Source organism: Rathayibacter rathayi (genome assembly GCF_004011095.1).
GTDB classification, from domain to species: Bacteria; Actinomycetota; Actinomycetes; order Actinomycetales; family Microbacteriaceae; genus Rathayibacter; species Rathayibacter rathayi.
Genome location: NZ_CP028129.1, coordinates 1,012,803 through 1,024,697, shown reverse-complemented (window position 1 = coordinate 1,024,697; position 11,895 = coordinate 1,012,803). Strand labels below are relative to the sequence as shown.

Genomic DNA, 11,895 nt, shown 5'->3' with positions numbered 1-11,895 from the left:
TCCGCCCGCCTACTCTCACCAGCGACCCGGAGCGACGGTCGGGTAGACCCGACCGCCGACACCGGCGCGGGAAAGTGGAGCAATGCGATGAAGATCTTCGCCGCGATGACGGTCAAAGACGAAGCAGACATCGTCGAGGACGTGATCCGTGCCGCGCTGTCCTGGGCGGATCTGGTCCTGGTGATGGACAACGGCAGCACCGACGGGACGTGGGAGACGCTGGAGCGGCTCGCCGCCTCCGAGGAGCGCGTGGTGCTCTGGGGCCGCTTCCTCGGGCGGTTCCGAGACTCGCTCCGCCAGCAGATCTTCGCCGACTTCCGGCACCTCTCGGCACCGGGCGACTGGTGGTGCCGTCTCGACGCCGACGAGTTCTACCTCGACGACCCGAGGCGGTTCCTCGAGGGCCTGCCCTCCCGCGTCGACCACGTCTTCAGCGCATCGTTCCAGTTCTTTCTCACCGAGGAGGATCTCGCCCGCGAGCGGGAGAGCGGACCGGACCACTCCGCGATGTCCTGGTACCTCTGCAACCACTCCGAGATTCGCTTCGTGCAGCACCGCCCACGCACGCTCTGGCCGCAGCACACCGTGTGGCCGCTCGGACTCGCGCATCCCGCGACCACGCGGATCCGGCTGCGGCACTACCAATACCGGACGGCTCAGCAGGTCGAAGGGCGTCTGGCAGTGCGGGCGGCGAGCGGCCCCGACGCCGTGCTCTTCGGGCACGAGAAGGGCTCGGCCGAGCAGTGGTACCGGCGGCGCGGCCTCACCCCGCCGGCCGACCCGGAGCTCCAGGCCGCCCGGATAGTCCGTTCCTCCGAGCTGCAGAACTCCCCCGTCTTCGACCCGACGGCCACCTATCCCGATCCGCCCCGACGCCGATCACGGCAGCGGGCACTGGCCGAGAACGTGATTACGGTGGCCGAGGCGGTCTCGGCCCCGTTCCTGCGCCGCCTGGGCGACTGATCCGAGCCCGTCAGAGCACCTTCCCCGGATTCATGATCCCCAGCGGGTCGAACACCTCCTTGATGCCTCGCTGGAGAGCCATCGAGTCCTCGCCCAGCTCCTGCGCCAGCCAACGCCGCTTGAGCAGACCCACGCCGTGCTCGCCCGTGAGCGTCCCGCCCAGGGACAGGGCGGTGCGGAAGAGTTCCGCCGCCGCCGCCCACACCTCCTCGCTCACCGGGTCGTTGCCCGCGGGCAGCACGAAGTTCGGGTGCAGGTTCCCGTCTCCCGCGTGCGCGACCGTGGGGATGTCGAGCCCCGTGCGCTGTTCGATGCCTCGGATCGCCGCGAACATCGCCGATAGCGCGGAGCGGGGGACGCAGACGTCCTCGATCACCACCCGGCCCTCGGCCTCGAGCGCCGGGTGGAAGGCTCGGCGGACGGCCAGCAGCGCCTCGCCCTCGGCCGGATCCTCGGTCGCCTCAGCGACGCCTCCGGACGCGGTGATGATCTCGAGGATCCGCTGCGACTCCTCCGCCGCTGCGCCGCCGTCCGCCTGCACGAGCAGGTAGGCCGCCCCGCGGTTCAGCGCTGCACCTGTGTAGCGCGCGATCGCAGCGAGCGCCGCCTCGTCCATCAGCTCCATCACCGCGGGTCGGAGCCGTGCGGCAGTGATCGCGGCGGAGGCGGCGGCTGCGGCGACCACGCTCGGGAAGTACGCGCCGACGGTCACCATGCCGCCGCTCGGGATCGGCCGCAGCCTCACTGTCGCCTCCACGATCACGCCCAGGGTCCCCTCCGAGCCCGTCAGCAGCGCGGTGAGGTCGTAACCGGTGACACCCTTCACGCTGCGTCGGCCGGTGCGGAGGAGGCGGCCGTCGGCGAGCACGACGGCCAGGCCGAGCACCGCCTCCCGGGTCACGCCGTACTTGGCGCACAGCAGTCCGCCCGCGTTGGTCGCGATGTTGCCGCCGATACTCGAGATCGCCTTGCTCGCGGGATCGGGCGAGAACACCAGTCCGTGCGGCGCCACGACGTCCGAGAGCGCCTGGTTGATCACGCCGGGCTCGACGACCGCCAGCTCGTCCTCGAGCGACACTTCGAGGATCCGGTCCATCGCGGCGGTCGAGAGCACGAGGGCCCCCTCGCTCGCGACTCCCCCGGCAGCCAGCCCCGTCCCCGCCCCACGCGGCACTACCGGGATCCGGTACTGCGTCGCGAAGCGCAGGGCCGCCTGGACATCGGCGATGCTGCGTGCCGTGACGAGCGCAAGCGCGCGCCCCTGTGCGGCGTAGCCCGATTTGTCGGTGTGCACTCCGTCGAACTCCGGCCCCTCGGTCACCACCATGTCCCCGAGCGCGACTCGCAACAGCCGGAGGATCTCGAGATCGTGCATGCTTCACTCCGTGCGGTCGCGGGCGGGTCCTGCCGATCCTTTCACGGCCGCGCGGTGCGCCCTCCGTCCGCCGTCGCGTACACGCGCAGGCCGAGCGGGACGATCCGCACCACGGCCTCGTCGAAGCCGTCTCGGGACCCGTCGAAGCACTCCGTCTCGCCGTCGTGCGCCCACTCCGGGTCGTCCCCCGCGGGCCTGCGCGCCCCGACAGCGATCTCCGGCGTAGAGAACGACTCCACCACCGGCGACCGCCAGCCGGGCACGCGCCCGAGCACTGGAGTGGCCGTGCGGCCGAGCAGGAGCGAGAACGCGCCGCGAGTACGCGGAGTCCGTCCCGCGTGCAGGATGCGCACATCGAGGTGGCCGTCGTCGAGCCGTCGCCGTGCCAACGGAGCAGCCGTGCGAGGGTGCTCCTGGTTCACGCCGACGAAGTATGACCAGACCAGCTGCGTGCGTCCATCGCGCCGAAGCTCGAACGGGTCGGTACGTCGGACGACGGAGAAGGCCGCGATCACTGCGGCGAGCGATTTGCCGATCCGCTTCTCGCGCGTCTCCCTGGCCGCGACGAACTCGGGGTAGACACCGATCGAGACGGTGTTCAACACCGTCACCGGGTCTCCCCCGTCGGCGACGACCTCGGCCACATCGACGTCCCGGCGCTCGCCGATCGTCGCCGCGTCCAGAGCGTCCTGAACAGTGAGCAGCCCCAGCGCCTTCGCGAAGTGGTTCATCGTTCCGCCCGGCAGCACGAGCAGAGTCATCCCTTCGGCACGGGCGAGCGCTGCGCCGACCGACACGGTGCCGTCTCCGCCGTAGATCCCGAGCACCGTCGGCGGAGCCTGTGTGGCGCGGGCCGCGTGCACCACCTCGGCGAGATCCTCGCCATCGGCGAGCCGGTGCACTCGCGCCTTCGGAAAACGTCCGCGGATCAGCGGCTCAGGGTCGGACCGGTGCGAGTCGCGTCCCGCGCTGGGGTTGAGCACCACGAGCAGCGTCGCGCCGTCGCCGAGTGGGCTGCGGTCCACCGGAGGCCGCAGCGAGCGCTCCGAGACCGGGACATGGCGCGGCTCGGCGGGCAGGACGAGCCTGCCGAGGACCGCGACCGCAGCGCCGAGCACCGCGCCGCCGAGCACGTCCGAGAGCCAGTGGACTCCCACATGCAGGCGCGAGAACGCAACCCCGGCGGCGAGCGGAGCGACGATCGCACCCACCCGCGGCGACTCGAGCGCCACTCCCGCGGCGAAGGCGGCGGCGCTCGCCGCATGACCCGAGGGGAAGGACGCCGAGGTCGGCACCGTCGCCAGACGCCGACCGACCGGGACGTCGACGAGGAGGGGTCGATCGCCACCAAAGAGCCGCTTGCCGACCGCGTTCGCGAGAGCACTGGCAGCGGCCAGCGACGCGGTCCCGCGCAGAGCCTCGCGCGGGCGACCGGCCAGCAGGAGCAGCACACCCACGCCGACCCAGAGCAGGCCGTGGTCGGCGGAGCGGGAGAGCCCGACGAGGGCACCGTCGATCAGGGGCGAGGAGCGCCGCGCGTTCAGACGGCGAGCCGCGCGTGCATCCGCCCGGCGCACGACGCGCGGAACCGTGACGAGCCGGCGGAGCAGGACGGATGGGGGTCGGGTTCCACGCAGGGCCATCTGCTAAACCTCGCCGAAGCCAGACTCGACCAGGTCGCCGAGCCGACCCACTGCCTCCTGGGCCTCGGGCCCGGTCGCCGAGAGCACGACCTCGTCGCCACGGTCCAGCCCCAGCGACATCACGCCGAGCAGGCTCGTGGCGTCCTTGCCGTTCACGTCGATGCGGGCGTCGAAGCGCGCGGCGAGGGGCACGAAGTCGGCGGCCGGCCGGGCGTGCAGTCCGTTCGGGTTGATCAGCCGGACACGGCGCTGCACCCGCTCGTCGGAGGGCTCGCTCTCGGCGGTAGCGGGCACATCACCCCCGGCAGACTCCGCGGCGGCGAGCACCTCGTCCAGTGGCGCTCCCGTTCCCGCTGCGACGGCGGCAGCGACGGCGCCCTCGACCAGCGGAGCGTCGGCGATCCGCACCCGGGAGCGCATCTCGTCATCGAGGAACTCCATCGCCGTCTCGGCCGTCATGATCGCCGAGCCCAGGTCGCAGAGCACGACGACTCCCTCGCCGGAGTCGGCTTCGCCGAGCGCCGCCGTAATACGCTCAAAGCTGGTGCCGATCCCGCCCTCATCCGTCCCGCCGGCCGGCACCAGCGCGACCGTCGCCGCCATCTGCCGCGCGAGCTCGACCAGCCCCTCGGCCAGGCGGGCGCTGTGCGAGACCAGGACCAGGCCGACGCTCACTCCGCTGCCTCGGCCGCCGCGCGCAGCAGCAGCACCGTCGACACGCTGCCCGGATCGCGGTGTCCGACAGCGCGCTCGCCGAGGTAGCTGGCGCGCCCCTTCCGGGCGACCAGCGGATCCGTGGACTCGGCTCCGCTTTGCGCCGCCTCGGCCGCTGCGGCGAGGACCGCTGCGGGGGAGGCGCCTGCGTCGGCCGATGCTGTGGCGGCGTCCACCGCCGGCGTCCAGGCGTCGATCATCGTCTTATCGCCCACCTCAGCCTTGCCGCGGAGGACGATGCCGTCCCGTGCCGCTGCCAGCAGGGCCGCGACGTCCGCACCCTCGAGGACGTCCCGACCCGCGACCGCGCCGGAGGCCTTGAGGAACGCCGTACCGAACAACGGACCGGACGCACCGCCGACGGTCGAGATGAGGGTCGTCGCCACCAGCTTCAGCACGTCCGACGGTGCTGCCGGTTCGGGTGCGCCCGCGAGTTTTGCGACGACGGCCTGGAAGCCACGGTCCATGTTCTCGCCGTGGTCGCCGTCGCCGATTGCCCGATCCAGCGTGATCAGCTCGACCCGGTGCTCCGCGATCGCCTGGGCGGCGAGGCGGATCCACGCCGTCGCCCACGCCCCTTCGAGCCCGGCGTCCTGTGACTCCTGTGACTCCTGTGACTCCTGCATCGTCGTCTCCTCCTCGTGCGCCGCCTGCGCGGCTCTGGTCCCGATCATGGTGTGCGCGTCGCCCCTCAGCGTCCCCAGCGCAGCGCCGCCGTCTGCACCGGGGAGTCCCACAGCGCGGTGAGCGCGTCGTCGAGCTTCAGCACCGTCAGGGAGAAGCCCTGCATCTCGAGCGAGGTCGTGTAGTTGCCGACGAGGCTGCGGGTAACCGTGATTCCCTTCTCTGCCAGCGCCTCGGCAGCCCGACGGTAGGCGAGGTAGAGCTCGATCTGCGGAGTGCCGCCCATCCCGTTCACCAGAAGCAGCACGTCGTCGCCGGAGGAGAAGGGCAGGTCCTCGAGGATCGGGCCGAGGATGCGGTCGACGATGCGATCGGCGGCTTCCAGCGCGATCTTCTCGCGGCCCGGCTCCCCGTGGATCCCGATGCCGATCTCGATCTCGTCTTCGCCCAGCTCGAAGCTCGGCTCGCCGGCGTGCGGGACGACGCACGGAGTGAGGGCGACGCCCATCGAACGCACGTTCGCGATCACCGTCTCGGCGATCGTCGCGACCTCCTCGAGGGAGTCGCCCCGCTCGGCCGCTGCACCCGCGATCCGCTCGACGAGGACGGAGCCCGCCACACCGCGTCGGCCGGCGGTGTACAGGGAATCCTTGACCGCGACGTCGTCGTCCACGATCACGCTGCGGACCTCGATCCCCTCGGCGCCGGCGAGGTCGGCGGCGGTCTCAAAGTTCAAGACGTCGCCGGTGTAGTTCTTCACGATGTGCAGCACGCCCGCGCCGCCGTCCACGGCCTGCGTCGCCGCGACGATCGGATCGGGAGTGGGCGAGGTGAAGACGGGGCCGGGAACGGCGGCGTCGAGCATCCCGAATCCGACGAAGCCCGCGTGCAGCGGTTCGTGCCCGCTGCCGCCCCCGCTGAGGATGCCGACCTTGCCCGGCCGGGGAGCGTCCGCTCGCATCACGACCAGCGGATCGGACACCACCCGGACCAGGTCGGCGTGCGCGAGTCCGAAGCCGGCCACCGACTCCGTGACGACGTTCTTTGGGTCGTTGATCAGCTTCTTCATCGAGGTCTCCTCCAGCGTCGCCGCCCGCATCGTCGCGAACAGCATGCCCACGGTACGCCCTGTCGCGCGGGCCTATGACAGCGGCAGGACGGTGTGCTGCGTCTCGCGCACCCACTCCTCGAGCTTGGCCGTGGCGGCACCGGAGTCGACGACCTCGGCCGCCCGCTCCATCGACGTGCGCAGGCGCTCCACGATGGGCGTGCGCACCAGATCTGGATCGCGCGCTAGGTCGAACGCGGCGAGACCGGCCGCGGCGTTCAGCAGCACGATGTCGCGCACCGGGCCGCCGGCGCCGGCGAGTACCGAGCGCACCACGCTCGCGTTGTAGGCGGCGTCACGGCCGCGCAACTCCTCGATCCGCGCGCGGCGCAGCCCGAGGTCGCGCGGGTCCAGGTCGTGCTCGACGACGGATCCGCGCGAGACCTCCCAAATGTGGCTGTGGCCCGTGGTGGTGAGCTCATCGAGGCCGTCGTCGCCCCGGAACACCAGAGCCGTCGCCCCACGGGTCTGGAACACCCCCACGACCAGCGGTACGCGGTCGAGGTGCGCGACCCCGACCGCGGACGCCTCCGGCCGCGCCGGATTGCAGAGCGGTCCGAGGAAGTTGAAGACGGTCGGCACGCCCAGCTCCGCGCGGACCGGTCCGGCGTGCCGGAAGCCCGGGTGAAAGAGCGAGGCGAAGACGAACGCCATCCCCGTGCGACGGAACACCTCGGCGACCCGCTCCGGCGAGAGGGACAGATCGACGCCGAGCGCAGCGAGCACTTCGGAGGAACCGGACGAGGAGGACGCGGCCTTGTTCCCGTGCTTCACCACGGGTGTCCCCGCTGCCGCCGCGATGATCGACGCGGTAGAGGAGATGTTGACCGTCCCGAAGCGGTCACCGCCCGTGCCGACGATGTCCAGTGCCATCGGATCCACATCCAGCGGCACCGCGTGATCGAGGATGGCGTCGCGGAAGCCCACGATCTCATCGACCGTCTCGCCCTTCGCGCGCAGCGCCACCAGCAGACCCGCGAGCTGCGCCGGCGTGGCCGAACCCTCCATCACCTGCTCCATCGCCCACGTCGCCTCGGAGACGCTCAGATCGGAGGACTCAAGGAGTGCGCTGAGAACGTGCGGCCAGGACAGGGTTTCCGACATGGCTCCCAGATTATGCGACGAGGATCGCCTCCCGGCTAGTGCGAGTTCGGCGCCGGGCATCGGCCATAATGGTCTGTGTGACGAGCACCTCTCTCTCCCCCACGGCCACCGCGCCCGTAGTGAACCGACCCAACCCGGTCGCGGTCGGAACGATCGTCTGGCTGGGCAGTGAGGTCATGTTCTTCGCGGGCCTCTTCGCGATCTACTTCACCCTGCGCAGCACGTCGCCCGAGCTGTGGGGCGCCGAGACTCAGATCCTCAACGTGCCCTACGCGGGCGTGAACACCGTGATCCTCGTCGCCTCGTCCTTTAGCTGCCAGTTCGGTGTGTTCGCCGCCGAACGTCTCCAGCCGCGCGCGACGGGCCTCAGCCCGTTCAAGTGGGGCATGGTCGAGTGGTTCTTCCTCACCTACGCACTCGGCGCCGTCTTCGTCTCGGGCCAGGTCCTCGAGTACGCGACCCTCGTATCCGAAGGCGTCACCCTCTCCAGCAGCGCCTACGGCTCCGCCTTTTACCTGACGACCGGCTTCCACGCCCTGCACGTCACCGGTGGCCTCCTCGCGTTCCTCCTCGTCATCGGCCGCGGCTTCGCGGTCAAGAACTTTGGCCACAAAGAGGCGACGAGCGCCATCGTCGTCTCGTATTACTGGCACTTCGTCGACGTCGTCTGGGTCGGCCTGTTCGCCGTCATCTACTTCCTGAAGTGACGCGCCCGCCGATGCCCCACTCCACTCCCGACCCCCGCAGGAAGGACGCCTCGATGGCTTCCCCGAAGACGAAGAGCCGAGCCAAGAAGGGTCGCCGGCACCCGCTCGCCACCCTGGCCCTGATCGCCATCGGTCTCGGGATCACCGGCGGAACCTACGCAGCGGTCGGCGTCGCTACGTCGGCGTCGGCCGAGACCTCCTCCACCAGCCAGCAGACGATCGACGAGGGCTCCAAGCTCTTCTCGGCGAACTGCGCCAGCTGCCACGGTCTCGACGCCGCGGGCACCGACAACGCCCCCTCGCTGATCGGCGTGGGCGCCGCCTCCGTCGACTTCCAGGTCGGTACGGGTCGCATGCCGATGCAGATGCACGGCCCGCAGGCTCTCGAGAAGCCGGTCCAGTTCACCGACGAGCAGGTCGGCGAGCTCGCCGCCTACGTCGCGTCGCTGGCGCCCGGCCCCGCGATCCCCGAGGGTGAGGTTCTCGACGGACAGGGTGACTCCGCCAACGGCGCCGAGGTGTTCCGCATCAACTGCGCGATGTGCCACAACGTCGCCGGAGCCGGTGGCGCGCTCACCGAGGGCAAGTTCGCTCCCCCGCTGGGCGGCGTGACCGAGGCACACATCTACGAGGCGATGGTCACCGGCCCGCAGAACATGCCGGTCTTCAACGACCTGAACATTTCGCCCGAGGACAAGCGCGACATCATCTCGTACCTCAAGTACATCGAGGCCAACCCGTCGCCGGGTGGGTTTGCGCTCGGCTCCCTCGGGCCGGTCGCGGAGGGCCTGTTCCTCTGGATCTTCGGCCTCGGTGCGATCGTGGCCCTGACGGTGTGGATCACCGCACGATCCAACTAGACGACTACAGCGCCCTAACGGGCGCGACTGACCCACGGCACCGGCTGGTGCCGATACGGCGTGAAAAGGAGAATCATGGCAGAGCACGATGAGGGTGGCACAGACCTCGCCACCTCGTCGGCCACCGGGCACGGGACGGCACCGGCCGGCACCGCGGTCGTGACGCGGGGACGCATCCAAGACCCGGGACTCCCGCCGCACCGTCCCCGGATGACCGACCTCGACCCCAGGGTCGAGAAGCGTGCCGAGCGCACGGTATACACGCTCTTCTACCTCTCCTTCGCGGGCTCCATCTTTGCGGTCGCCGCGTACATGGCGTTCCCGATCACGGAGGACGTCGCGTCGGTCCGCCTGAACACGCTGTTCATCGGCCTGGGCATGTCCCTCGCCCTGCTGGGCATCGGCATCGCCGCCGTCCACTGGGGCAAGCAGCTGATGTCGGACCACGAGGGCATCGACATCCGCCACCCCGTTCGCAGCGCGGAGCCCACCCGCGCCCGTGCGCTCGAGATCTTCGACCAGTCCGACAAGGAGTCCGGCTTCGGTCGCCGCTCGCTCGTTCGGAACAGCCTGATCGCGTCCCTCGTCGTGTTCCCCCTGCCCGCCGTGATCCTGTTCCGGGGCCTCGGCCCGCAGGACCAGAACCCCGTCGACCTCCTCAAGACCACGCTGTGGCGAGAGGGCACGAGGCTCACCCTGGACCCGTCGGGAGCGCCGATCCTCGCGTCGGACGTCACCCTCGGATCCGCCTTCCATGTGATCCCCGAGGGCCTCGACGATGCCGAGGGCAAGCTGGAGGAGAAGGCTAAGGCCGCCGTCCTCCTGATGCGCCTGAAGCCGGAGGACCTCATCGTCAGTGAGGGTCGCGAGACCTGGAACTACGACGGAATCGTCGCCTACTCCAAGATCTGCACGCACGTCGGCTGCCCCGTGGCACTGTACGAGCAGCAGACCCACCACCTGCTGTGCCCGTGCCACCAGTCGCAATTCGACATCACGCGCGAGGCCGCCGTCATTTTCGGCCCGGCGAAGCGTCCGCTTCCGCAGCTCCCCATCACCGTCGACGCCGAGGGTTACCTGGTCGCCAGAAGCGACTTCACGGAGCCCGTCGGACCGTCCTTCTGGGAGCGATGACTGACATGTCCACCACCACCCCCTCACGCCCCTCGAGTTCCCCCGCGGAGCCCGAGGACGGCGTCATCCTCGGATCCGGCACGTTCCAGAAGGGCTACGTAGGAGCGGCGTCGAACTACATCGACGAGCGCACCAGTATCTCCGCGGTGGTCAAGGAGTTCGGTCGCAAGATCTTCCCCGACCACTGGTCCTTCCTCCTCGGTGAGGTCGCGCTCTACAGCTTCGTCATCATCCTGCTGTCGGGCACCTTCCTCACCTTCTTCTTCCAGGCCTCGATGGTCGAGACGCACTACGAGGGCAGCTATCTGCCCCTCAAGGGCATCGAGATGTCGGCGGCCATGTCCTCCTCGTTGGACATCTCGTTCGATATCCGCGGCGGCCTGCTGATGCGGCAGATCCATCACTGGGCGGCGCTGCTGTTCGTGGCCTCGATCGGCCTGCACATGCTGCGCATCTTCTTTACCGGTGCGTTCCGCAAGCCGCGCGAGCTCAACTGGGTGATCGGCTTCGTCCTCTTCATCCTTGCGATGGCCGAGGGCTTCACGGGCTACTCCCTCCCCGACGATCTGCTCTCGGGCAACGGCCTGCGCATCATCGACGGCATGGTCAAGGGCATCCCGATCGTCGGCACCTGGATCTCGTTCCTCCTCTTCGGCGGCGAGTTTCCGGGCACCGATATCGTCGGCCGCCTCTATACCCTGCACATCCTGCTGCTGCCGGCGCTGGTGCTCGCGTTCATCGCGCTGCACCTCGTGTTCGTGGTCGTCCACAAGCACACCCAGTTCCCCGGTGCGGGCAAGACGGAGCAGAACGTCGTCGGCTACCCGGTGCTGCCGGTCTACGCCGCTAAGGCGGGTGGATTCTTCTTCATCGTCTTCGGCGTCGTCGTCCTCATCGCCTCGCTGTTCACGATCAACCCGATCTGGAACTACGGCCCCTACGACCCCTCCCCTGTCTCCGCGGGAACCCAGCCCGACTGGTACATCGGCTTCGCCGACGGCGCACTGCGTCTGGTCCCGCCGGGACTGGAGTGGGCGATCCCCGGCATCGGCACCCTGTCGTTCAACATCCTCATACCGCTGGTCGGCCTCGGACTGTTCATCGCCGTGGTCATGCTGTACCCGTTCCTCGAGGCGTGGATCACCGGCGACAAGCGTGAGCACCATCTGCTCGACCGCCCGCGCAATGCCGCGACTCGCACCGCTATCGGTGCCGCTGGAGTCAGCTTCTACGCCGTCCTCTGGGCCGCTGCGTCGTCTGACCTCATCGCGACCCACTTCCACCTCACGATGGAGGGAGTGATCCACGGCCTGCAGTTCCTGCTGATCGCGGGACCGTTCATCGCGTACTTCATCACCAAGCGCATCTGCCTCGCACTGCAGAAGAAGGACCGCGAGATCGCCCTGCACGGCTTCGAGTCGGGCCGCATCGTCCGCCTCCCCGGCGGCGAGTTCATCGAGGTCCACCAGCAGCTCGACGAGTACGAGCGCTGGAAGCTGGTCGGTCAGGACGAGTACGAGCCGCTGATGATCCGCCCGGATTCGCGCGGTCGTATCACCGCCCCGCAGCGCGTGCGTGCTGGCCTGTCTCGCTGGTTCTTCGAGGACCGGATTACCCCTGTCACCCAGAGGGAACTCGAGAGCTCGCACAGCGAGCACTGAGC

At 69.7% G+C, this 11,895-nt stretch carries 11 protein-coding genes; 5 read left to right on the top strand and 6 right to left on the bottom strand.

The features are described 5' to 3' along the window. Nucleotides 1–87 precede the first annotated feature (87 nt). Complete coding sequence (locus C1O28_RS05055) at nt 88–963, top strand: glycosyltransferase family 2 protein (RefSeq protein ID WP_097167028.1); 876 nt, start codon at nt 88–90, stop codon at nt 961–963. Between the two features lie 10 nt (nt 964–973). Here the strand turns inward: C1O28_RS05055 and C1O28_RS05050 are convergent, their stop codons facing one another. The 6 genes from C1O28_RS05050 to trpD all read right to left on the bottom strand — a co-directional run bounded on the left by C1O28_RS05050 (nt 974) and on the right by trpD (nt 7,531). After that, nucleotides 974–2,338: an FAD-binding oxidoreductase gene (locus C1O28_RS05050; RefSeq protein WP_097167027.1), complete on the bottom strand. Its 1,365-nt coding sequence runs from the start codon at nt 2,336–2,338 to the stop codon at nt 974–976. 41 nt (nt 2,339–2,379) lie between these two features. After that, nucleotides 2,380–3,981, bottom strand: a complete 1,602-nt coding sequence (locus C1O28_RS05045; protein ID WP_097167026.1) for a bifunctional phosphatase PAP2/diacylglycerol kinase family protein — start codon at nt 3,979–3,981, stop codon at nt 2,380–2,382. 3 nt (nt 3,982–3,984) lie between these two features. After that, entirely contained in the window at nt 3,985–4,656 is a 672-nt protein-coding gene (gene dhaM, locus C1O28_RS05040; RefSeq protein ID WP_127821439.1) for a dihydroxyacetone kinase phosphoryl donor subunit DhaM, read from the bottom strand. Next, nucleotides 4,653–5,321, bottom strand: coding sequence for a dihydroxyacetone kinase subunit DhaL (gene dhaL, locus C1O28_RS05035; RefSeq protein ID WP_097167081.1), 669 nt, complete (start codon nt 5,319–5,321; stop codon nt 4,653–4,655). Before dhaL ends, dhaM begins: the two co-directional genes overlap by 4 nt. 65 nt (nt 5,322–5,386) lie before the next feature. After that, nucleotides 5,387–6,388 (bottom strand): dihydroxyacetone kinase subunit DhaK, encoded by a 1,002-nt coding sequence (gene dhaK / locus C1O28_RS05030; RefSeq protein ID WP_097167080.1) that lies wholly within the window; start codon nt 6,386–6,388, stop codon nt 5,387–5,389. 72 nt (nt 6,389–6,460) lie between these two features. Then, nucleotides 6,461–7,531: an anthranilate phosphoribosyltransferase gene (gene trpD, locus C1O28_RS05025; protein WP_097167024.1), complete on the bottom strand. Its 1,071-nt coding sequence runs from the start codon at nt 7,529–7,531 to the stop codon at nt 6,461–6,463. A 68-nt stretch (nt 7,532–7,599) separates the two neighbouring features. Here trpD and ctaE point away from each other — a divergent pair, with 68 nt between their 5' ends. The 4 genes from ctaE (at nt 7,600) to qcrB (ending at nt 11,893) form a co-directional block, all read left to right on the top strand. Beyond that, nucleotides 7,600–8,238 (top strand): aa3-type cytochrome oxidase subunit III, encoded by a 639-nt coding sequence (gene ctaE / locus C1O28_RS05020; RefSeq protein ID WP_097167023.1) that lies wholly within the window; start codon nt 7,600–7,602, stop codon nt 8,236–8,238. A 53-nt stretch (nt 8,239–8,291) separates the two neighbouring features. Further along, entirely contained in the window at nt 8,292–9,098 is an 807-nt protein-coding gene (gene qcrC / locus C1O28_RS05015; protein WP_097167022.1) for a cytochrome bc1 complex diheme cytochrome c subunit, read from the top strand. A 75-nt stretch (nt 9,099–9,173) separates the two neighbouring features. Further along, a complete protein-coding gene (qcrA, locus tag C1O28_RS05010) occupies nt 9,174–10,232 on the top strand; it encodes a cytochrome bc1 complex Rieske iron-sulfur subunit (protein ID WP_097167021.1) in 1,059 nt (352 codons plus the stop codon). A gap of 5 nt (nt 10,233–10,237) precedes the next feature. Beyond that, nucleotides 10,238–11,893 (top strand): cytochrome bc1 complex cytochrome b subunit, encoded by a 1,656-nt coding sequence (gene qcrB, locus C1O28_RS05005; protein WP_097167079.1) that lies wholly within the window; start codon nt 10,238–10,240, stop codon nt 11,891–11,893. Nucleotides 11,894–11,895: the final 2 nt, after the last annotated feature.

Bases quoted from the DNA above. Each gene is read 5' to 3' on its own strand.
- dhaL (WP_097167081.1), bottom strand. From the start codon at position 5,321: ATGCAGGAGTCACAGGAGTCACAGGAGTCACAGGACGCCGGGCTCGAA.
- dhaK (WP_097167080.1), bottom strand. From the start codon at position 6,388: ATGAAGAAGCTGATCAACGACCCAAAGAACGTCGTCACGGAGTCGGTG.
- qcrA (WP_097167021.1), top strand. From the start codon at position 9,174: ATGGCAGAGCACGATGAGGGTGGCACAGACCTCGCCACCTCGTCGGCC.
- C1O28_RS05045 (WP_097167026.1), bottom strand. From the start codon at position 3,981: ATGGCCCTGCGTGGAACCCGACCCCCATCCGTCCTGCTCCGCCGGCTC.
- trpD (WP_097167024.1), bottom strand. From the start codon at position 7,531: ATGTCGGAAACCCTGTCCTGGCCGCACGTTCTCAGCGCACTCCTTGAG.
- qcrC (WP_097167022.1), top strand. From the start codon at position 8,292: ATGGCTTCCCCGAAGACGAAGAGCCGAGCCAAGAAGGGTCGCCGGCAC.
- C1O28_RS05050 (WP_097167027.1), bottom strand. From the start codon at position 2,338: ATGCACGATCTCGAGATCCTCCGGCTGTTGCGAGTCGCGCTCGGGGAC.
- qcrB (WP_097167079.1), top strand. From the start codon at position 10,238: ATGTCCACCACCACCCCCTCACGCCCCTCGAGTTCCCCCGCGGAGCCC.
- C1O28_RS05055 (WP_097167028.1), top strand. From the start codon at position 88: ATGAAGATCTTCGCCGCGATGACGGTCAAAGACGAAGCAGACATCGTC.
- ctaE (WP_097167023.1), top strand. From the start codon at position 7,600: ATGGTCTGTGTGACGAGCACCTCTCTCTCCCCCACGGCCACCGCGCCC.